Consider the following 21,296-nt stretch of genomic DNA (forward strand, 5'->3'; position numbering starts at 1 on the left):
ACCGCCTCCTGAGTCAATCGCCCAAGGCAAACGCCACGGCTGCCCGGGCGTGTAATTCGGTGGTGTCGAGTAGCGCCAGCGAGCTGTGTTCGGGTTTGATCAGCAGGCCGATTTCAGTGCAGCCGAGGATGATTGCCTGGGCACCGCGTGCGGCCAGGGATTCGATGATCCGTTGATAGGTTTGCCGTGAACGCTCACTGACCACGCCGACACACAGCTCGTCGTAGATGATCCGGTGGACCGCGTCGCGCTCGGCGGCTCCTGGCACCAGAACGCTCAGCCCTTGGGCCGCGAGACGATCCTTGAGGAAGTCCTGCTCCATGGTGAACGCGGTCCCGAGCAGGCCGACTGTCAGCGCGCCGGCATCCACCGCGGCCTGCCCGGCCGGGTCGGCAATGTGCAGGAAAGGCACCGATATCGCCGCCTGAATCTGCTCGGCCACCCGGTGCATGGTGTTGGTACAGAGCACGACGCACTCGGCGCCGCCGGCTTCCAGACGGCGCGCCGCGTCCACCAGAATCAGTGCCGCATCGTCCCAGCGCCCGGCATGTTGGGCCTGTTCGACAGGGCCGAAGTCGACGCTGTACATTAACAACTTCGCTGAACGCAGCGGGCCCAGCTGGTCGCGTACTTGCTGGTTGATGATGCGGTAATATTCGGCGCTGGACTCCCAGCTCATGCCGCCGATCAGGCCAATGGTGCGCATGCTGTTCTCCTGTTGATGGCAAATTTTTGTCGGAGAGAGTTTCCCGTGACGCAGCGGTTCGATCTATCAAGAAATTTCACATGCCAGGCCCGCTGAGCCAGACCCTGCTGGGCGGCAAACTCTGCCTGCAACTCTTGCCGCGCGTCGCTTACAGTGCCCGTGATCCGGCACAGTGGCAAACCCTGGGCGTGACCCTTGAGCGTCAGCAAGGGGTACATGCGATCGATTCGGACCGACGGGTGGATTTCGACACCTTGCCCGGTGTGCTGGCCTATACACCGGTGGGTGTGGAAGTGTTTTCCGAGTCGGCCAGTGGCGGTGAGTACCTGTTGGCACGCTGGGATGAGCCGTTTGCTGGCGACGAACCGCTCAATCTCAGACACCGTGTGCAGGTCCCTGGCCATCGCCACGCTCTGGCGCTGGGCCGCGAGCTGCGACGGTTGTTGCTCGATCCGCAACCCGATCCGCTGGCGCTGGAGGCCTGCGCCCTGAGTTTCGTTGGTTTGCCGTTGGTCCAGGCGCAAAAGCCGGAACGTGTGACGCCAAAAGCGTTAGCTCGGGTACTGGAGCAGATTGCCGGGCAGTACCATCAACCGTTGACGCTGGAGCAGTTGGCTGCCACCTACGGGCATACCGAGCTGCGTTTGCTGCGCGATTTCACCCGGGCGATCGGCACGACGCCCCACGCCTGGATTGTCGAAGTCCGGGTCCAGGCTGCACGGTGGATGATCGAGCACACAGCGCTACCACTGGCCGCTATCGCGCTGGATGCAGGCTTTGCCCATCAGTCGCACATGGGCAGCGCATTCCGCACGCTGTTGGGGATGACGCCGGCTCAGTACCGTCGGCGGTTTTAGTCATACGCTGCTTGCTGGCATCTGCCATGATCAGAACCTTGAAGTCATGCTTGATCCGAGGAACAACGCAATGGACGACGTAACGCAGCTGGGCGAGATGCTTCGCCACTATGCAGAAAGCGAAGCGCACAAGAAGCAGGTGTTCGAGACTCAATCGGCCGAATGGGCGGTGCGCATCGGCGAGCTGTTCGACCATATCGAACAGTGGCTTGAGCCTGTGGAGAGTCCGAACCTGCTTGAAGTCAGTCGCGAAGGCTATGTCGCTTCAGGTCCGAACGTTCCTGTCGAAACCTCTCCCTTCAACACCTGGAAGCTGACGGTGCAGATTACCGGCAAACCGGTGGAATTCGTACCGGAAGCGATGGGTGTCGGTGGCTTGATCTCTGTGGCGGTGATGGGCCTGACGGCCGCACGTTACGGCAGTGTCTCGCTGGTGTGCCAACCGCCGTCGACCGACTGGCAGTGGCGCAAGGCCAACGGTTTGAAAGACCCGGATATCTTTGCTTTTGATGCGAATTTCCTGGCGCAGCAGTTGCAAAGCCTGATTCCCCGGGAACGGGGGTAAGGATCGTTCCCACGCTCTGCGTGGGAATGCCGCCCCGGACGCTCCGCGTCTGCTTTTGGATGTGACGCAGAGCGTCACGGGATGTATTCCCACGCAGAGCGTGGGAACGATCAATCACATGTCTACATTCCCCCAGCCTTCCTTCGCCACTTCAGGCGCCACGGCCTTGATGGTCTTGCCCGTCGCCAATTCCACTCTTCGCGCCACTTCCGGGTCGTCGGCAAAGGGGATCAAGCTCGCATCGTCGAGGCTCTCGGCCGACTGATTCCTCAAGCAATACTCCACCGACAGGTACAGACACACCACGGCCAGTACACTCAGTGCGATTTCAATCATCTCAACCTCCTGGTCTCAGGCAATTTGCACTTCACTCACGGCCATTTTCAGGTCTTCGACGCGCACTGTGCGCCAGGTGTTGTAGGCCATCAGCAGCATGCCGCTGAGGAAGAACACGCCACCGGCAAAGCGCACAACGAACCCGGGATGGCTGGCTTGCAGTGCCTCGACGAAGGAGTAGGTGAGGGTGCCGTCGTCGTTGATCGCGCGCCACATCAGGCCCTGGGTGATGCCGTTGACCCACATCGAGGCGATGTAGAGTACGGTACCGATGGTCGCCAGCCAGAAGTGCAGGTTAATCAACGGGATGCTGTGCATCTGTAAACGTCCGAAGACTTTCGGGATCATGTGGTACATCGAGCCGAAGGTGATCATCGCCACCCAACCCAGGGCGCCGGCGTGTACGTGGCCGATGGTCCAGTCGGTGTAGTGGGAGAGGGCGTTGACCGTCTTGATGGCCATCATCGGTCCTTCGAAGGTCGACATGCCGTAGAACGCCAGTGACAGCACCAAAAAGCGCAGGATCGGGTCGGTACGCAATTTATGCCAGGCGCCGGAGAGGGTCATCATGCCGTTGATCATCCCGCCCCAGCTCGGTGCCAGCAGGATCAGCGACATGGCCATGCCCAGCGACTGCGCCCAGTCCGGCAGCGCGGTGTAGTGCAAGTGATGCGGGCCGGCCCAGATGTACAGGGTGATCAGCGCCCAGAAGTGCACGATGGACAAACGGTACGAATACACCGGCCGACCGACCTGTTTGGGCACGAAGTAATACATCATCCCCAGAAAACCGGTGGTCAGGAAGAAGCCCACGGCGTTATGCCCGTACCACCACTGGACCATCGCGTCGGTGGCGCCGGAATACACCGGGTAAGACTTGAACCAGCCCACCGGGATCGACAGGTGATTGACCACGTGCAGCATGGCGATTACCACAATGAACGCACCGAAGAACCAGTTGCCGACGTAGATGTGCTTCGTTTTGCGTTGCACCACGGTGGTGAAGAACACAATGGCGTAGGCGACCCAGACCACTGTCATCCACACCGCGCCCGAGAATTCGATCTCGGCGTATTCCTTGGTGGTGGTGTAGCCCAGCGGCAAGGTGATCAGCATGATCGTGACCACCGACTGCCAGCCCCAGAAGGTGAAGGCGGCGAGCTTGTCGGAGTACAGCCGCACCTGGCAGGTGCGCTGTACCGCGTAATAACTGGCGGCGAACTGCGCGCTGCCGGCAAAGCCGAAAATCACCAGGCTGGTGTGCAGCGGCCGCAAGCGACCGAAAGTGGTCCAGGGCAGGTCCAGATTCATTTGCGGCCAGACCAGTTGCGAGGCGATCCACACGCCCATTGCCATTCCGATCACGCCCCACACCACCGTTGCCACGACAAATTGGCGGACGACCCTGTAGTTATAAGCCTGTCCGTTTGCTGCTGTGCTCATGGTCAATTCTTCCACGGTTGCAAAGTCTTGCCAGGCCACCCGGTCTGGCATGCGCTGAACTGTAGAAAGCATGGGAGAAACAAAACAGACTCAGAAAAACTGCATTAATACAGATCAGATGGAGTGCCTGCCGACGGCCATGCGTCGCACTCTGATATGGTTTTTTAGTCTTTACCTGAATCTGTAACGTGCTGAGCTGCAGGTGCATAGTCGCCATATCCACCCTGTAGCAGCTGCCGAGCCCGCGAGGCTGCGTTCGAGTGCGCAGCGCTCGTAATCCAGACGACGCGGTATGACAGACGCACCGCATGCTCGGGCTCTACGACTGCTTCGCCCGAACGCGGACCGAGCCGAACGCAGCCTCGCGGGCTCGGCAGCTGCTACGTGATGTGAGAGTTTGGGGTCAGCACTGATGAGGTAGGACCATGTATCACTATGACGACTATGACCGTGCCCTGGTCTTTGAACGGGTCGCGCAGTTTCGCGATCAGGTCGAGCGTTTCATGGTGGGTGAGTTGAGCGAGGAAGAGTTCCTGCCGCTGCGCCTGCAAAACGGCCTGTACATGCAAAAGCACGCTTACATGTTGCGGGTCGCGATTCCCTACGGCACCCTCGGCGCGCAGCAGATGCGCACCCTGGCGAGCATCGCCCGGGATTACGACCGTGGCTACGGTCACTTCACTACCCGGCAGAACATGCAATTCAACTGGATTGAACTGGCTCAGGTGCCAGACATCCTCGAGCGTCTGGCCCAGGTCGAGATGCACGCGATCCAGACCTCGGGCAATTGCGTACGCAATATCACCACTGAAGCCTTTGCCGGGGTCGCCGCCGACGAGCTGCTCGATCCGCGGCCGCTGGCGGAGATCCTGCGGCAGTGGTCGACCATCAACCCGGAATTCCTCTTCCTGCCACGCAAATTCAAGATCGCCATCTGCTCGGCCAGGCAAGACCGGGCGGCGATCATGATGCATGACATCGGTCTTTATCTTTACCGCGATGGCGGCGGCCAGATGCTGCTGCGGGTGATTGTCGGTGGTGGTCTGGGACGCACGCCGATCCTTGGTTTGCAGATTCGTGAGGGTTTGCCGTGGCAGCACTTGCTGTCGTATGTCGAAGCGGTGCTGCGGGTCTATAACCGCCATGGCCGACGCGATAACAAGTACAAGGCGCGGATCAAGATTCTGGTCAAAGCCTTGGGCATTCAAGCCTTTGCCAGGGAAGTGGAGGAGGAGTGGCAGCACCTCAAGGATGGCCCGGCGCAGTTGACTGACGTCGAGTACGAGCGCGTCGCCAGCGCCTTTGTACCGCCGAACTACCAGCCACTGGTGGATACCGATCTGGACTTCGGCACCCATCTGAGTGAAAACCCGGCTTTCGCCCGTTGGGTCTCGCGCAACGTGCAGCCGCATAAAGTGCCGGGCTACACCAGTGTGGTGCTGTCGACCAAACCCGGTATTGCCTCACCGCCCGGCGACGTCACCGCTGAGCAAATGGAAGCGGTCGCCGATTGGTCCGAGCAGTTCGGCTTTGGCGAAATCCGTATTGCCCATGAGCAGAACATCGTCCTGCCGGATGTGCCCAAGGCCGATCTCTATGCGCTCTGGCGTCTGGCCAATGAACAGGGGCTGGGCTGCGCCAATATCGGCTTGCTGACGGACATCATCGCCTGCCCCGGTGGTGATTTCTGTGCCTTGGCTAACGCGAAGTCGATCCCCATCGCGCAGGCCATTCAAGCGCGTTTCGATGACCTCGATTACCTGCACGATCTGGGGGATATCAGCCTCAATATCTCCGGCTGCATGAACGCCTGCGGCCATCACCACATCGGCAATATCGGCATCCTTGGCGTCGATAAAAACGGCAGTGAGTGGTACCAGATCACCCTTGGTGGCTCCCAGGGCAAGAACAGCGCATTGGGCAAGGTGATCGGCCCCTCGTTCAGCGCCACCGAAGTACCGCAGGTCATCGAGCGCATTATCGCGACCTTTGTCCTTTACCGGGAAAGCGAAGAGCTGTTCGTCGATACCTTGCAACGCATTGGCCTGGAGCCATTCAAGGAAAGGGTCTATCCGAAGGTCCTGGAGGTCTCGATATGAACAATGTGTTGCGTTTGCGAGAGGGTGTCGCCGAGTGGGTGCGCGACGATCCCTGGCAGTTGGTTCGTGACGCGGCGGATGAGTTGCCCAGTGGACCGCTGATCCTGCCGCTACCCCAGTGGCTTGCCCGCAGTGCTCAAACCACGACGGCGCTCTCGGGCGTCTGGCTCGGCCCTGACGACGAAGTGGAAAACCTGACGCCCTGGTTTTCCAGCCTGCCGCTGATTGCCCTGGACTTCCCGAGCTTTCGCGACGGCCGTGCCTACAGCCAGGCTTATCTGCTGCGCACTCGTTTGGGTTGGCAGGGCGAGTTGCGCGCAATTGGCGATGTGCTGCGCGATCAGCTCAGCCATATGCGCCAATGCGGCTTCGATGCCTTCGCGGTGCGTGAAGACAAATCCGCCGAAGATGCCCTCAAGGGCCTGGCCGGGATGAGCGTGTTGTACGGCCGCTCGGTGATCGAGCCACGACCGTTGTTTCGCAGGCGTTAGAGGGGGGCTATTGAGCTGACACGCTGGAATGCCAGGCATAGGGCCTGTGGCGAGGGAACGTGCTCCCTTGCCACAAATGACCATCACACCATCATCGTTGATTCGGCACTCTTTACTTCAACGCCGAATCCCCGGGTCTGGTTCTTGAACGTGATGCCGTTGAAGCCAGCCAACAATCAGGCGCATGTTCACGGCGTGTTACTCAATGGGTGTCAGCAGCGGCATTTTCCACTGTCCGCTGACCACTTCCGGTTTGGGCAAGTAGATCCGCAACACGGCATAGAATGGTCCGTGCGGCGCCGGCAGCCAATTGCTCTTTTTGTCCTTGACCGGTTCTGAGTGCTGCAGGTAAAGGGTCAGGCCGCCGTCGGCATCGAGTTTCAGGTTCGGCAACAGGTGCGAGTTGATCAGGTAGCGCTTCATATGGTTGGCCACCAGCAACTGGCTCTTGCCGTCGTACATGGTCAGTGACCAGAAAGCGTCGGCCGGCGGCAGTGAATCTTTGTCGAAGTGCAGGGTGTAACTGCGTTTCGCGCCATTGGCCGGCTTGCCCTTGTTGTCGACCAAATAAACGATGTCGTTCGCCTCTTCGGCCGAATTGCCGAAGATCCCCATCCTGGCGCCGGCATAGCGGTACAGGTAGTTGTTGTTCAGGCGGTCTCGGGTGCCGTATAGATTACCGCTGTTGACCTGGTGAGTGTCGACCTTGTCCTTCTTGAGTGCGGCAAACTCGGCCTTGCCGTCGGCGATCCCGGCCTCCAGGGCTTTGCGCTGCTCGGCACTCAGGTCGCTGACCTTGAACGGTTGTCCGGCGACGATGCCGATTTTGGCGAAGCGCGCCAGCAGGTCTCCTTCAACCGCTTGCGGTGCAGCGAAGGCCAGCATGAAGTTCAGGTAGCGAAACAGCTCCGGGCTGTCGCTCATGTTGGCCTCGGGTTTTGGCCAATCTACCCTGGAGGCTGCTTGGGGCGCAGGTTCGCCCAGGTAGCGGCTCAGGGGCTGAACCTTGTATCCCTTCTGTATCTGTCTGACCTTGTTCAGGTCTTTTTCGTCGAACAACTGCGTGCGATACATGGCATAGGCAATGTTGCTTTCACTGCGGATCATCCGGTCGATGTTGACCGGTTGCTGACCATTCCAGTCGGGGCCGGCGATCATGAAATGGCCACCTTGGTTGCCGGTGCTACGGGTGCCGAGATAGGCGAAGTTCTGCGTGTAAAGGTCGATCAACTGGACCGAGTAATAACGACTTTCCTCGATCGCCGGCAGTGTCAGGACCACAGGTTCGGTTCGCAGGTCCATCCAGACGAACGAGTAGGGCGTGTCGGAGTCAGGGGTGAGGAAGGCGGTGTCCTTGGGCGTGAAGAGCATGGCGGTATTGCTGATCTGATTGAACGGTGCCTTGTAGTTCGGAGCTTTTTTGTCCACGGCCTGGGTGTACAGGGTCTTGTACATCTCCACCACCGGGAAGCCATAGTGGTACGCCTCTTTGGCAATTGCCCGGGCTTCGGCGGGTGTGGCGCTGAAGTCGGCCCAGGCAGTGCTGCTCAGCAGCAGCGAAAGGCTGGCGAGCAACAGGCGTGTCGGTCTTTCAATGATCATTGCTTCGTCCTTCTCATGAACTCATCCGGTTTTCAGGCGTTATTCCACAGCCATGATGCCGTTGGGTTTCCAGCTTTTGTCGAAATAGGCACCGGTTGGCGCATACAGCGGCAAGTAGCTGAACACACAAGCGCCAAGGCTCACAAATAAGCCTGAATAGCCAGTTGAAAGTCCAGTTCGGCGTAGCGTTTGGCAATGGCGTCGCGGGACGGCAGTTCGCCCTGCATGTTGATTGGGCCGAGGCGAGTGTCCAGAGACTGAGCTTGAGCCTGAGCACCGACGCCACAACTTGCGAAAAGCGCCATCAGGCTGAAACCCGCTGCGCGAAGAAAAACATTCATAGCAACTTCCTTATTTTCCGAAGGTGACATTCAGTCCGGCAAGCAGCGTGAATTGCGGTACGCCGTCACCTTTGCGCTCAGCTGTGTTGTAGCGTTTGGGGGTTGGTTGTCCCCTATTGCGCAAAACGCAGGCGATAACGTTGCGGCCAATAACATGGCGGGCGCATGTAGAGTTTTCGACATCATTCCCCCGATTCCTTCGTGGCTCAGTGGACGACTCGGCACTTCATGGCCGATTGATATAGCTTTTCGCTCTAGGACTCCAGCAGGACGCTTCTGATGAAACTAGCAGGGAAAGTCGACTTAGCCAGTGGAAGGCATTCATTCGTTGGGTTTTGTGCACGGCTTTGCCGGGGTTGAGGGGGCGGACGGGCAAGTTCTTCGTAGCAGCTGCCGAAGGCTGCGTTCGAGCGCGTAGCGGTCGTAAAACCGGCGAGCGCTTCCTTCCTGAAAACAGGCGGTTCACTCAATTGCGACTGCTGCGCACTCGAACGCAGGCTTCGCCAGCTTGTGTCTTGGGCATAGAAGTGTTGCCCGGCCTTCTCCGACAGAGGATCGCGTCACATTAGTGGGAGCGAGGCTTGCCCGCGATAGACGGTCCGTCATTCAACGTAGAAACCTGCATCTGCTGACGAGCGTGTATTACAGTCATGAGCAGGACATTTCAGGTAATGGAACGGGAGTTATTTGTCAGCAATACGGGATAGGCCGCAAAGCACTTTCGTGTTTAACTTTGGCTCCTCGAAATGTTCAAGATTTCTCACCACAACTCCTCTCAAAAGGACTCCGTTCATGGCTCAAGTCACTCTTAAAGGCAACCCGGTTCAAGTCAACGGCCAGCTGCCGCAAGCCGGTTCCAAGGCGCCTGCGTTCTCCCTGGTTGCTGGCAATCTGTCCGACGTTACCCTGGCGAGCTTTGCCGGCAAGCGCAAAGTGCTGAACATTTTTCCAAGCATCGACACCCCGACCTGCGCCACTTCCGTGCGCAAGTTCAATGCCCAGGCCAACGACGTGGCCAACACGGTTGTGTTGTGCATTTCGGCTGACCTGCCGTTCGCCCAGGCGCGTTTCTGCGGCGCGGAAGGTCTGGAAAACGTCCAGAACCTGTCCACCCTGCGTGGCGTCGAGTTCATCCAGAACTACGGCGTGGCTATCGCTGACGGTCCACTCAAAGGCCTGACTGCTCGTGCCGTTGTCGTCCTTGACGAAAACGACACTGTGCTGCACAGCGAACTGGTCAAGGAAATCGCTGAAGAGCCCAACTACGAAGCGGCGTTGGCCGTTTTGAAGTAACAGGTTTTACGATTATTGACGGCCTGGCCTTGTCCAGGCCGTTTTTATTTGTGCGTCAGTGGTTTAGCAAGCACTGACGAACGTAAGCCCAACGTAAATTGCCGGTAAAGGCGCTTTGCTAAATCCCCGCCAGTGCTTATCTTTCAGCCTTCAGTAGAAGATGCTCACGCGCCCAATGGTTGATCCTTCCATGCAATCCACTGCTTCCCGTAACCCCCGTCGCTGGCTGCTCGGCCTGCTTGTCCTGTTGGTCATCGCTGGTCTGTGCTGGAAGTTCTGGCCAACCGACGTTGCTCACAAAGAAGCCGCAGCGCAGAAAGCCAGCACCGGGCATACCGGCAAGTCCGGCCTCATGCGCCCGGGGTTCGGCGGGTCCGCCGGACCGGTTCCGGTACGCGTGGCGGCAGTAACGCGTGGAGATTTCCCGCTGTACTACAAAGCACTGGGTACCGTCACGGCGTTGAATACCATCAATGTGCGCAGTCGCGTGGCTGGCGAGCTGGTCAAGATCGCGTTTGAGGAAGGGCAGATGGTCAAGGCCGGCGACTTGCTGGCCGAGATCGACCCGCGTCCCTACCAGAATGCCTTGCTTCAGGCCGAAGGCACCTTGCTGCAGAATCAGGCGCAACTGAAAAATGCCCTGGTCGATCTTGAGCGCTACCGCGGCCTGTACGCCGAAGACAGTATCGCCAAACAGACGCTGGACACCGCCGCGGCGCTGGTGGGCCAGTATCAGGGCACGGTCAAGACCAATCAGGCGGCGGTCAATGACGCCAGGCTCAACCTGGAGTTCACCAGGATTCGCGCACCGATTGCCGGACGTCTGGGCTTGCGTCAACTGGACGTCGGTAACCTGGTGGCGGCCAATGACACCACGGCGCTGGTGATCATTACCCAGACTCAGCCGATCAGCGTGGCCTTCACCTTGCCGGAAAACAGCCTGACGACGGTCCTTGAGCGCTTCCACAGCGGTGCCCGATTGCCAGTGGAAGCCTGGGACCGCGGTGACGTGAAATTGCAGGCTACCGGCGTCTTGCAGAGTCTGGATAACCAGATCGACATCACCACCGGAACCCTGAAATTCAAGGCGCGCTACGAGAACCGTGATCAAACGCTGTTTCCCAATCAGTTCGTCAATGTGCGCGTGCTCGCCGACACCTTGAAAGGCGTAGTGCTGGCGCCGTCGGCAGCGATCCAGTTCGGCAACAACGGTACCTTTGTCTACGCGATGGACGGCGATAAAAAGGTCAGGATCCTGCCGTTGAAGGTGGGTGCCAGCGACGGCGATGTAACGGTTATCAACGAAGGCCTGAGCCCGGGTGATCGTGTGGTTCTGGAGGGCACCGATCGCCTGAAAGAGGGCAGCGAGGTGGAAGTGGTCAACGACAGCCAGGAGATTCCGGCCACCCCGGCCAAGGATCTGCAAGGCACGCCGGCAAGCAGCGCAGTTGAACCAGCAGCCACTGGCAAGGCGATAAAGGGCAGCGCATGAACATCTCACGGCTGTTCATCCTCCGTCCGGTGGCCACGACCCTGAGTATGCTGGCCATTATTCTGGCCGGCCTGATCGCCTACCGGCTGTTGCCGGTCTCGGCATTGCCCCAGGTCGATTACCCGACCATTCGGGTGATGACGCTTTACCCCGGTGCCAGCCCTGATGTGATGACCAGTGCGGTCACTGCGCCGCTGGAACGTCAGTTCGGGCAAATGCCAGGGCTGACCCAGATGACCTCGACCAGTTCTGGCGGCGCCTCGGTGCTGACCTTGCGTTTCAGCCTCGAGATCAATATGGATGTCGCCGAGCAGCAGGTGCAGGCCGCGATAAACGCCGCCACCAACCTGTTGCCCAAGGATCTGCCGGCACCGCCGGTGTACAACAAGGTCAACCCGGCGGACACCCCGGTTCTGACGTTGGCCATTACCTCCAGGACCATGCTGTTGCCCAAGCTCAATGATTTGGTCGATACCCGCATGGCGCAGAAGATCGCCCAGATCAGTGGCGTCGGCATGGTCAGCATCGCGGGTGGTCAGCGTCAGGCGGTGCGGATCAAGGTCAATCCCGAGGCTCTGGCGGCCAACGGCTTGAACCTCTCGGACGTGCGCACCCTGGTCAGTGCCTCTAACGTCAACCAGCCCAAGGGCAACTTCGACGGTACGACCCGGGTCTCGATGCTCGATGCCAACGACCAGCTGACCTCGCCCAAAGACTACGCCGAGCTGATCCTCGCCTATAAAGACGGTGCTCCGCTGCGTCTGAAGGACGTGGCACAGATCGTCGACGGCGCCGAGAACGAGCGCCTCGCCGCCTGGGCCAATCAAAACCAGGCCGTGTTGTTGAACATCCAGCGTCAACCTGGCGCGAACGTGATCGAAGTGGTCGACCGGATCAAGGCATTGTTGCCGAGCATCACCGACAACCTGCCGGCCGGCCTTGACGTGATCGTGCTGACCGACCGTACCCAGACCATCCGCGCCTCGGTCACCGACGTGCAACACGAACTGCTGATCGCCATCGCCCTGGTGGTCATGGTGACGTTCCTGTTTCTGCGCAGGGCCAGCGCGACGATCATTCCGTCGGTTGCCGTACCGCTGTCGTTGATCGGTACCTTTGGTGTGATGTACCTGGCCGGATTCTCGATCAACAACCTGACCCTGATGGCCCTGACTATCGCCACCGGCTTTGTGGTGGACGACGCCATCGTCATGCTGGAGAACATCTCGCGCTTCATCGAGGAGGGTGACAGCCCGCTAGTGGCGGCGCTCAAGGGCGCCAAGCAGATCGGCTTCACCTTGATCTCGCTGACACTGTCGCTGATCGCGGTATTGATTCCGCTGCTGTTCATGGCTGACGTGGTAGGGCGGTTGTTCCGCGAGTTCGCCATCACCCTGGCGGTGGCGATCCTGATTTCCCTGGTCGTCTCCCTGACCCTGACACCGATGATGTGCGCGCGTTTGCTCAAGCGTGACCCCGGGGAGCAAGAGCAGGGCCGTTTTTACCGTGCCAGCGGCGCCTGGATCGACTGGATGATTGCCGCCTACGGGCGCAAGTTGAAGTGGGTGCTGAAACACCAGCCACTGACCCTGCTGGTGGCCATCGCCACTCTGGGCCTGACGGTGTTCCTGTATATGGTAGTGCCCAAGGGGTTCTTCCCGGTGCAGGATACCGGGGTGATCCAGGGCATTTCCGAGGCGCCGCAGTCGATTTCGTTCGCTGCGATGAGCCAGCGTCAGCAGGAGCTGGCCAAAATCATTCTGCAAGACCCGGCCGTACAAAGCCTGTCGTCCTACATCGGCGTCGACGGCGATAACGCCACGCTCAACAGCGGGCGCCTGTTGATCAACCTCAAACCCCATAACGAGCGTGGCCAGAGCGCAACGCAAGTGATTGCGCGCTTGCAGCCCGAACTGAACAAGTTGGTGGGCATCCGGCTGTTCATGCAGCCGGTGCAGGATTTGACCATCGAAGACCGGGTCAGTCGTACCCAGTATCAGTTCAGCATGTCCTCGCCGGATGCCGACATGCTCAGCCTCTGGAGCGGCAGGCTGGTCGAAGCGCTGGCCAGGCAGCCGGAGCTGACCGACGTTGCCAGCGATTTGCAGGACAAGGGTTTGCAGGTCTTTTTGGTGATCGACCGCGATGCGGCGTCGCGCATTGGTGTGTCCGTGTCGAACATTACCGATGCGCTGTATGACGCCTTCGGCCAGCGGCAGATTTCCACCATCTACACCCAGGCCAGCCAATACCGTGTGGTGCTGCAGTCGCAGTCCGGCGAGAAGATCGGTCCGCAGGCTCTGGAGCAGATCCACGTCAAAACCACCGCTGGCGGTCAGGTGCGGTTGTCCAGTCTGGCCCATATCGAGGAGCGTCAGGCGCAACTGGCGATTACCCATATCGGCCAGTTCCCCGCAGTGATGATGTCGTTCAACCTGGCGCCCGGCGTGGCGTTGGGGCAGGCGGTACAGCTGATCAACAAGGTGCAGCAGGATATCGGCATGCCGATCGGCGTGCAGACCCGGTTCGAGGGCGCCGCCCAGGCCTTTGAAGCGTCGCTGTCGAGCACCTTGCTGCTGATTCTGGCGGCGGTGGTGACCATGTACATCGTGCTTGGCGTGCTCTACGAGAGCTACATCCACCCGGTCACCATTCTTTCGACCTTGCCCTCGGCGGCGGTTGGCGCCTTGCTGGCGTTGATCCTCAGCGGCAATGATTTGGGGATGATCGCGATCATCGGCATCATTCTGCTGATCGGTATCGTGAAAAAGAACGCGATCATGATGATCGACTTCGCCCTCGATGCCGAACGCATTCAGGGCATGGACCCGGAGGCGGCGATCTATCAAGCGGCGTTGCTGCGGTTCCGGCCGATTCTGATGACTACCCTGGCCGCACTGTTCGGCGCCGTGCCCTTGATGCTTGCCACCGGTTCCGGCGCTGAACTGCGTCAACCGCTGGGCCTGGTGATGGTCGGCGGTTTGTTGGTCAGCCAGGTGCTGACGCTGTTCACCACGCCGGTGATTTACCTGTACTTCGACCGTCTCGCCCGGCGCTGGCGGCCGGCGCCGGATCGTCTGGAGCCGGTTGAGCCATGAACCTGTCCGGACCCTTCATTCGCCGGCCGGTAGCGACCATGCTACTGAGCCTGGCGATCCTGCTGCTGGGTGGCGTGAGCTTCGGTTTGCTACCGGTGGCGCCGCTGCCACAGATGGACTTCCCGGTGATCGTGGTTCAGGCGAGCCTGCCTGGCGCCAGCCCGGAAGTCATGGCGTCGACCGTGGCAACGCCGCTGGAGCGTTCCTTCGGCGCCATCGCCGGGGTCAACACCATGAGCAGCCGTTCCAGCCAGGGCTCGACCCGGGTGATCCTGCAGTTCGACCTCGATCGGGACATCAACGGCGCGGCGCGGGAAGTGCAGGCCGCGATCAACGCTTCGCGCAACCTGCTGCCCAGTGGTATGCGCAGCATGCCGACCTACAAAAAGGTCAACCCGTCCCAGGCACCGATCATGGTCTTGTCGCTGACCTCGGATGTGCTGCAAAAGGGCCAGCTCTATGATCTGGCCTCGACCATTCTGTCGCAAAGCCTGTCCCAGGTGCCGGGGGTGGGTGAAGTGCAGATCGGCGGCAGCTCGCTGCCGGCAGTGCGCATCGAGCTGGAGCCGCAGTTGCTTAACCAGTACGGCGTGGCACTGGACGATGTGCGTACGACCATCGCCAACGCTAACGTGCGTCGGCCCAAGGGCTCGGTCGAAGACGACCAGCGCATGTGGCTGGTGCAGGCTAACGACCAACTGGAGAAAGCCAGGGATTACGAGCCGCTGATCATTCGCTACCAGAACGGCTCGGCGTTGCGCCTCAGTGATGTGGCGAAGGTCAGCGATGGCGTCGAAGACCGCTACAACAGCGGCTTTTTCAACGATGATGCGGCGGTGCTGCTGGTGATCAACCGTCAGGCCGGGGCTAACATCATCGAAACGGTCAACGAGATCAAGGCTCAGCTGCCAGCGTTGCAGGCAGTGTTACCGGCCAGCGTCAAACTGAACCTGGCCATGGACCGCTCGCCGGTGATCAAGGCCACCTTGCACGAAGCGGAAATGACCCTGTTGATCGCCGTGACCCTGGTGATTGTGGTGGTGTTTGTGTTCCTCGGAAAGTTGCGCGCCTCGTTGATCCCTACATTGGCGGTACCGGTGTCGCTGGTTGGCACCTTCGCCATCATGTACCTCTATGGGTTTTCCCTGAACAACCTGTCGCTGATGGCGCTGATTCTTGCCACCGGGCTGGTGGTGGACGACGCGATCGTGGTGCTGGAGAACATTTCCCGGCATATCGACGAAGGTATTTCGCCAATGAAAGCGGCGTATAGGGGGGCCCAGGAGGTGGGGTTCACGCTGCTGTCGATGAACGTCTCGCTGGTGGCGGTGTTTCTCTCGATTCTGTTTATGGGCGGGATCATCGAGAGCCTGTTCCGCGAGTTTTCCATCACCCTGGCAGCGTCCATCGTGGTCTCGCTGGCGGTCTCGCTGACCCTGACGCCGATGCTCTGCGCGCGCTGGCTGAAGCCCCACAACCCCGGCCAGGAAAATCGCTTGCAACGCTGGAGCCAGCGGGCCAACGAGTGGATGGTCAGCGGCTATGCGCGCAGCCTGGACTGGGTGTTGCATCATCGGCGGCTGACCTTGTTCAGCCTGCTGATCACCATCGGGGTCAACGTCGCGCTGTATGTGGTAGTGCCCAAAACCTTCCTGCCGCAACAGGACACCGGTCAGTTGATTGGCTTTGTGCGCGGTGATGACGGGATGTCGTTCAACGTGATGCAACCGAAGATGGAAACCTTCCGTCGCGCGGTATTGGCCGACCCGGCGGTAGAAAGTGTCGCCGGCTTTATTGGCGGGAACAACGGCACCAACAACGCTTTCATGCTGGTGCGTCTGAAACCGATCAAGGAACGGCAGGTTTCCGCGCAGAAAGTCATCGAGCGTCTACGCAAGTCGGTGCCCAAGGTGCCGGGCAGTCAATTGATGCTCATGGCCGACCAGGATCTGCAATTTGGTGGTGGTCGCGAGCAAACCACCTCGCAATATTCCTACATCCTGCAAAGTGGCGATCTGGGGGCATTGCGCGAGTGGTACCCCAAAGTGGTCAAAGCGCTCAAGGCCTTGCCCGAGCTGACGGCCATCGATGCCCGCGAGGGGCGGGGTGCCCAGCAGGTGACGCTGGTGGTCGACCGCGACCAGGCCAAGCGCCTGGGCGTTGACATGAACATGGTCACAGCAGTGCTGAACAACGCCTACAGCCAGCGACAGATTTCCACCATTTATGACAGCCTCAACCAGTATCAGGTGGTGATGGAGGTCAACCCGAAATATGCCCGGGACCCGATAACCCTCAATCAGGTGCAGGTGATCACCGCCACTGGCCAGCGCATCCCGCTGTCGGGTATCGCCCATTACGAAAACAGCCTGGAAAACGACCGGGTCAGCCATGAAGGGCAGTTTGCTTCTGAAAGCATTACCTTCGACATGGCCGAAGGCGTCACCGTCGAACAGGGTACTGCGGCCATCGAACGGGCCATTGCCAAAGTCGGGCTACCCGAAGAAGTGATTGCCAAGATGGCGGGTACCGCGAACGCCTTCGCCGCGGCGCAAAAGAGTCAGCCGTGGATGATTCTCGGCGCGCTGGTGGCGGTGTACCTGGTGCTGGGGGTGCTCTATGAAAGCTATATTCACCCGTTGACCATTCTTTCAACGCTACCGTCGGCCGGGGTCGGGGCGCTGCTGTCGATCTACGCGTTCGGCGGCGAGTTCAGCCTGATCTCGTTGCTTGGGCTGTTCTTGCTGATCGGCGTGGTGAAGAAAAACGCGATCCTGATGATCGACCTGGCACTGCAGTTTGAACGTCAGCGGGGCATGCCACCGCTGGAGTCGATCCGCAGCGCCTGCCTGTTGCGACTGCGGCCTATTCTGATGACCACGCTGGCGGCGATTCTCGGTGCCTTGCCGTTGTTGCTCAGCACCGCGGAGGGCGCGGAGATGCGTCAGCCGCTGGGCCTAACGATTATCGGCGGGCTGATCTTCAGCCAGGTACTGACGCTTTACACCACCCCGGTGGTTTACCTCTATCTCGACCGTCTGCGCCATCGCTTCAATCACTGGCGCGGGATACGTACCGATGCTGCTCTGGAAACTCCGCTATGACTGACCGCTCGCCTCCCAAAGCCCCCGTGCCGTTCACCCAACGCCTGGTCATGGCCCGCGGTTCGCGTCTGCTTAGCCTGACCTTGTGCGGGTTGATGCTCAGCGCCTGCGCTATCGGCCCTGATTACCAGCGCCCGGAACTGAGTGCTCCAGCCCAATTCAAAGAAGCCAAGGGCTGGCGTCAGGCCAACCCCAGCGACTCCCTGGCCCGTGGTGCCTGGTGGGAGTTATACGGCGATCAGCAACTCGACGGCCTGATCGAGAAGCTCAACAGTGCCAACCAGACCGTTGCCCAGTCGGAAGCCCAGTACCGCCAGGCCCAGGCCCTGGTTCGCAGCGCCCGAGGTTCGTTTTTTCCGAGTGTGAACCTGAGCGCCGGGAAAACCCGCTCCAGTCAGGGCACTGGCAGCAGCAGTTCGAGCTTGACCAGCTCCCTCAGCGGCATTCGCGATACTTACAACACCCAGCTGGGTGTGAGTTGGGAGGCGGATGTCTGGGGTAAATTGCGTCGCGGCCTGGAGGCCAATGAGGCCAGTGCCCAGGCAAGCTTTGCGGATCTGGCGGCAATGCGCCTGAGCCAGCAATCGCAGCTGGTGCAGAGCTACCTGCAACTGCGGGTGATGGATCAACAGAAGCGCCTGTTGGAAGCGACGGTCGAGACCTATCAGCGCTCACTGACAATGACCGAAAACCAATACCGCGCCGGCATATCCGGCAAAGATGCGGTCGCCCAGGCGCAAACTCAGCTAAAGAGCACTCAGGCGGACCTCATCGACCTGATCTGGCAGCGCGCCCAACTGGAAAACGCCATCGCCGTACTGACGGGGGTGCCGCCGGCAGAGTTCAACCTGGCAGAGACTCAGGACATCCCCGCGTTGCCGCAGATTCCCTTGAGCCTGCCGTCGCAGCTGCTTGAGCGGCGTCCGGACATCGCTTCGGCCGAGCGTTCGGTGATTGCCGCCAATGCCAACATCGGCGTAGCTGAAACAGCCTACTTTCCAGACCTGACTCTCAGCCTGAGCGGCGGTTACAGCAGCAGTACCTTCGCCGACTGGATCAGCCTGCCAAACCGCTTCTGGTCGGTGGGACCGAAACTGGCCATGACCCTGTTCGATGGCGGCCAACGCTCGGCGGAGGTCGATCGCACTGAAGCGGTGTATGACCAGACCGTGGCCAAATACCGGCAGACCGTGCTCGATGGCTTTCGCGAGGTGGAAAACTTCATGGTGCAGCTCAAGGTGCTGGAAGACGAAGCGGCGGTGCGACAGCAAGCCCTGGAGTCAGCCCGCGAATCCTTGCGTCTGACCCAGAACCAGTACAAGGCCGGTTTGATCGCCTACCTCGATGTGGTGGTGGTCCAGGCCACTGCCCTGAGCAACGAACGCAGCGTGCTGACCCTGCTGCAAAGCCGCTTGATTGCCAGCGTACAACTGATCGCTGCGTTGGGCGGTGGCTGGGATGGGCAGATGCAGCTGAGTGAGAAGGAGTAGGGGATAAAGATACAGGCAGGTTTTGTAGCAGCTGGCGAAGCCTGCGTTCGAGTGCGAAGCGCTCGTGAATGAGCCTCTGCGATCAGCCTGCGGAATCTTGGTGTTTAATTTACGTCCGCTACGCGGTCGAACGCAGGCTTCGCCAGCTGCTACATACGGATTATCGACTAATGGCCTATTGATAGTTTTTCTCAGTGCGTTCTGTAGCGCAATCGGTACAATCGCCACTTTGACACCGAGCATGGACGCCGTTCGGCTCATTGGCCACGAGAAGCCCCATGCTCATTGGTAGTTATTCCCCCGCCCTGGTCTTGATCTCCCTCTGTGTAGCGATTCTCGCTTCCTATACCGCTCTGGATCTCACCGGACGCATCGCTACGGCCAGGGGCCGGGCGGTTCATCTGTGGACGGCGGGCGGGGCGCTGGCCATGGGTGTGGGTGTCTGGTCGATGCACTTTATCGGCATGCTGGCATTCGAGTTGCCGGTTGACCTGGGGTATGACCTCACGATTACCCTGTTATCCCTGCTGATCGCCATTGTGTCCTGTGGTTTTGCCCTGTGGCTGGTCAGCCAGCCACGTTTGCCGGCCTGGCAGTTGGCGTTCGGCGCCCTGATCATGGGCGCCGGGATCAGCGCCATGCACTACACCGGCATGGCCGCCATGCGCATGCAGCCGGGTATCGATTACGACCCGGCGCTGTTCAGCGCGTCCTTGTTGATCGCCGTCGGGGCTTCAGCCGCTGCGTTGTGGATCGCCTTCCGGCTGCGTCAAAACACCCCTTACGTCATGTTTGCCCGTGGCGGCGCGGCAGTGATCATGGGCATCGCCATAGTCGGCATGCATTACACCGGCATGGCCGCAGCGCGTTTCGCCGACGGCAGCTTTTGTGGTGCAGCGCTCGACGGCCTGAGCAGCAAGGGCCTGGATAACCTGGTGCTGGTCACCACCCTGGCGGTGCTGTGCATCGCGTTGCTGACCTCGGTCCTCGACGCCCGCCTCGAAGCCCGTACCGCCGATCTGGCCAACTCGCTGACCCTGGCCAATCAGGAACTCACCCAGCTGGCACTGCACGACACCCTGACCGGATTGCCGAATCGGGTTCTGCTGGCCGATCGCATTGATCAGGCGATGCATCTGGTGCGCGAGCAGGGCGGTTGTTTTGCGTTGATGTTCCTCGATCTGGATGGCTTCAAACCGGTCAACGATGCGTTTGGGCATCACATGGGCGACCAGTTGCTACGTGAAGTCGGCCTGCGCCTGCGCGAGGATTTGCGTAGCCAGGACACGCTGGCGCGCATCGGTGGCGATGAATTCGTGTTGTTGGTGCAGCTCGGCGAGCCGGATGATGCCCTGAGCCTGGCGGCGCGCCAGGTCGGGCTGATTTCGCGCTCGTTTCGGGTGGCCGAGCATGACCTGCAAATCTCCGCCAGCGTGGGTATTGCCGTTTACCCCGGTAATGGTGAGACCGCACAAGAATTGCTGATGAACGCCGACGCGGCGATGTACCACGCCAAAGGTACCGGCAAGAACGGTTATCGCTTCTTCGACGCCTCGATGAACACCGACGCCCGTAAACAATTGCAATTGCTGCAAGACCTGCGTGCCGCCGTCGAGCACGAGCAATTCAGTCTGTATTACCAACCCAAGTTCGATGCCTGCAACGGCCAACCAGTAGGTGCCGAGGCCCTGTTGCGTTGGGTACACCCGCAGCATGGCATGATGCTGCCGGACAAATTCATTGATCTGGCGGAAAAGACCGGTCTGATCATCCCGATCGGCGAATGGGTATTGAACGAAGCCTGCCGCCAGATGCGTGAATGGTACGTGCAGGGCTACACCGACTGGCGTATCGCAGTGAACCTGTCGGCTTTGCAGTTTTGTCATGCCGGGCTGGTGAAAAGCGTTGCCGGCGCGTTGGCGCGCCACCACTTGCCGGCCAACAGCCTGACCCTGGAAATCACCGAAACCACGGCCATGAGCGACGCTGATGCGAGCATGACGGTCCTCCAGGAGCTTTCGCAAATGGGCGTCGATTTGTCCATTGATGACTTTGGTACCGGCTACTCGAGCCTGATGTACCTCAAGCGTTTGCCGGCCAACGAATTGAAGATCGACCGTGGTTTTGTCCGCGATCTGGAACATGATAGCGATGACGCCGCCATCGTTTCAGCCATCGTCGCCCTCGGTCAGGCGTTGGGGCTGCGAATCGTCGCAGAAGGCGTGGAAACCGATGTGCAGCAAAATTTCCTGACCCAGTTAGGGTGCGATTCGTTGCAAGGCTACCTGCTCGGGCATCCGCTGCCAGCGGAGCGCTTCATGGCAGATATCCATAGAACGGAGCAACTGGCGGCAAGTTGAACTGCGATGTGCTTGACTT

Annotated in this window: 15 protein-coding genes; 10 read left to right on the forward strand and 5 right to left on the reverse strand. The window is 60.0% G+C overall.

What is annotated here, in order from left to right; all coding sequences use genetic code 11:
* Window positions 1–13: 13 nt before the first annotated feature.
* Entirely contained in the window at window positions 14–706 is a 693-nt protein-coding gene (locus tag AC07VR_RS16745; RefSeq protein ID WP_495011881.1) for an aspartate/glutamate racemase family protein, read from the reverse strand.
* 80 nt (window positions 707–786) lie between these two features.
* Here AC07VR_RS16745 and AC07VR_RS16750 point away from each other — a divergent pair, with 80 nt between their 5' ends.
* Both AC07VR_RS16750 and AC07VR_RS16755 read left to right on the forward strand, forming a co-directional pair.
* A complete protein-coding gene (locus AC07VR_RS16750; RefSeq protein ID WP_495011882.1) occupies window positions 787–1,563 on the forward strand; it encodes a helix-turn-helix domain-containing protein in 777 nt (258 codons plus the stop codon).
* 70 nt (window positions 1,564–1,633) lie between these two features.
* Window positions 1,634–2,128: a hypothetical protein gene (locus AC07VR_RS16755; RefSeq protein WP_494991492.1), complete on the forward strand. Its 495-nt coding sequence runs from the start codon at window positions 1,634–1,636 to the stop codon at window positions 2,126–2,128.
* Window positions 2,129–2,242: 114 nt separating this feature from the next.
* On the opposite strand, the gene AC07VR_RS16760 is transcribed toward AC07VR_RS16755, so the two are convergent.
* The gene (locus AC07VR_RS16760) at window positions 2,243–2,464 is read right to left on the reverse strand and encodes a cbb3-type cytochrome c oxidase subunit 3 (RefSeq protein WP_495011883.1); all 222 of its coding nucleotides are present in this window, start codon (window positions 2,462–2,464) and stop codon (window positions 2,243–2,245) included.
* A 15-nt stretch (window positions 2,465–2,479) separates the two neighbouring features.
* On the reverse strand, window positions 2,480–3,907 hold the full coding sequence (gene ccoN / locus AC07VR_RS16765; RefSeq protein ID WP_495011884.1) for a cytochrome-c oxidase, cbb3-type subunit I: 1,428 nt from the start codon (window positions 3,905–3,907) through the stop codon (window positions 2,480–2,482).
* A gap of 425 nt (window positions 3,908–4,332) precedes the next feature.
* Here ccoN and AC07VR_RS16770 point away from each other — a divergent pair, with 425 nt between their 5' ends.
* Entirely contained in the window at window positions 4,333–6,006 is a 1,674-nt protein-coding gene (locus tag AC07VR_RS16770; protein WP_495011885.1) for a nitrite/sulfite reductase, read from the forward strand.
* Complete coding sequence (locus AC07VR_RS16775; RefSeq protein ID WP_495011886.1) at window positions 6,003–6,497, forward strand: DUF934 domain-containing protein; 495 nt, start codon at window positions 6,003–6,005, stop codon at window positions 6,495–6,497. Before AC07VR_RS16770 ends, AC07VR_RS16775 begins: the two co-directional genes overlap by 4 nt.
* A 198-nt stretch (window positions 6,498–6,695) precedes the next feature.
* Here the strand turns inward: AC07VR_RS16775 and AC07VR_RS16780 are convergent, their stop codons facing one another.
* Window positions 6,696–8,096: a DUF1254 domain-containing protein gene (locus AC07VR_RS16780; protein ID WP_495011942.1), complete on the reverse strand. Its 1,401-nt coding sequence runs from the start codon at window positions 8,094–8,096 to the stop codon at window positions 6,696–6,698.
* 143 nt (window positions 8,097–8,239) lie between these two features.
* Entirely contained in the window at window positions 8,240–8,440 is a 201-nt protein-coding gene (locus tag AC07VR_RS16785; protein WP_495011887.1) for a hypothetical protein, read from the reverse strand.
* Window positions 8,441–9,232: 792 nt separating this feature from the next.
* On the opposite strand from AC07VR_RS16785, the gene tpx reads away from it, so the two are divergent.
* The 6 genes from tpx to AC07VR_RS16815 all read left to right on the forward strand — a co-directional run bounded on the left by tpx (window position 9,233) and on the right by AC07VR_RS16815 (window position 21,277).
* A complete protein-coding gene (gene tpx / locus AC07VR_RS16790; protein ID WP_495011888.1) occupies window positions 9,233–9,733 on the forward strand; it encodes a thiol peroxidase in 501 nt (166 codons plus the stop codon).
* A gap of 175 nt (window positions 9,734–9,908) precedes the next feature.
* Window positions 9,909–11,225, forward strand: coding sequence for an MdtA/MuxA family multidrug efflux RND transporter periplasmic adaptor subunit (locus AC07VR_RS16795; protein ID WP_495011889.1), 1,317 nt, complete (start codon window positions 9,909–9,911; stop codon window positions 11,223–11,225).
* The gene (locus tag AC07VR_RS16800) at window positions 11,222–14,323 is read left to right on the forward strand and encodes an MdtB/MuxB family multidrug efflux RND transporter permease subunit (RefSeq protein ID WP_495011890.1); all 3,102 of its coding nucleotides are present in this window, start codon (window positions 11,222–11,224) and stop codon (window positions 14,321–14,323) included. Before AC07VR_RS16795 ends, AC07VR_RS16800 begins: the two co-directional genes overlap by 4 nt.
* Window positions 14,320–17,427 (forward strand): efflux RND transporter permease subunit, encoded by a 3,108-nt coding sequence (locus AC07VR_RS16805; protein ID WP_495011891.1) that lies wholly within the window; start codon window positions 14,320–14,322, stop codon window positions 17,425–17,427. Before AC07VR_RS16800 ends, AC07VR_RS16805 begins: the two co-directional genes overlap by 4 nt.
* Entirely contained in the window at window positions 17,424–18,917 is a 1,494-nt protein-coding gene (locus AC07VR_RS16810) for an efflux transporter outer membrane subunit (protein WP_495011892.1), read from the forward strand. Before AC07VR_RS16805 ends, AC07VR_RS16810 begins: the two co-directional genes overlap by 4 nt.
* 278 nt (window positions 18,918–19,195) lie before the next feature.
* Window positions 19,196–21,277: a putative bifunctional diguanylate cyclase/phosphodiesterase gene (locus tag AC07VR_RS16815; RefSeq protein ID WP_495011893.1), complete on the forward strand. Its 2,082-nt coding sequence runs from the start codon at window positions 19,196–19,198 to the stop codon at window positions 21,275–21,277.
* Window positions 21,278–21,296: the final 19 nt, after the last annotated feature.

This window comes from Pseudomonas sp. GW821-FHT02H09 (assembly GCF_059421425.1).

Bases quoted from the DNA above. Each gene is read 5' to 3' on its own strand.
- AC07VR_RS16745 (WP_495011881.1), bottom strand. From the start codon at position 706: ATGCGCACCATTGGCCTGATCGGCGGCATGAGCTGGGAGTCCAGCGCC.
- AC07VR_RS16750 (WP_495011882.1), top strand. From the start codon at position 787: ATGCCAGGCCCGCTGAGCCAGACCCTGCTGGGCGGCAAACTCTGCCTG.
- AC07VR_RS16755 (WP_494991492.1), top strand. From the start codon at position 1,634: ATGGACGACGTAACGCAGCTGGGCGAGATGCTTCGCCACTATGCAGAA.
- AC07VR_RS16760 (WP_495011883.1), bottom strand. From the start codon at position 2,464: ATGATTGAAATCGCACTGAGTGTACTGGCCGTGGTGTGTCTGTACCTG.
- ccoN (WP_495011884.1), bottom strand. From the start codon at position 3,907: ATGAGCACAGCAGCAAACGGACAGGCTTATAACTACAGGGTCGTCCGC.
- AC07VR_RS16770 (WP_495011885.1), top strand. From the start codon at position 4,333: ATGTATCACTATGACGACTATGACCGTGCCCTGGTCTTTGAACGGGTC.
- AC07VR_RS16775 (WP_495011886.1), top strand. From the start codon at position 6,003: ATGAACAATGTGTTGCGTTTGCGAGAGGGTGTCGCCGAGTGGGTGCGC.
- AC07VR_RS16785 (WP_495011887.1), bottom strand. From the start codon at position 8,440: ATGAATGTTTTTCTTCGCGCAGCGGGTTTCAGCCTGATGGCGCTTTTC.
- tpx (WP_495011888.1), top strand. From the start codon at position 9,233: ATGGCTCAAGTCACTCTTAAAGGCAACCCGGTTCAAGTCAACGGCCAG.
- AC07VR_RS16795 (WP_495011889.1), top strand. From the start codon at position 9,909: ATGGTTGATCCTTCCATGCAATCCACTGCTTCCCGTAACCCCCGTCGC.
- AC07VR_RS16800 (WP_495011890.1), top strand. From the start codon at position 11,222: ATGAACATCTCACGGCTGTTCATCCTCCGTCCGGTGGCCACGACCCTG.
- AC07VR_RS16805 (WP_495011891.1), top strand. From the start codon at position 14,320: ATGAACCTGTCCGGACCCTTCATTCGCCGGCCGGTAGCGACCATGCTA.
- AC07VR_RS16810 (WP_495011892.1), top strand. From the start codon at position 17,424: ATGACTGACCGCTCGCCTCCCAAAGCCCCCGTGCCGTTCACCCAACGC.
- AC07VR_RS16815 (WP_495011893.1), top strand. From the start codon at position 19,196: ATGCTCATTGGTAGTTATTCCCCCGCCCTGGTCTTGATCTCCCTCTGT.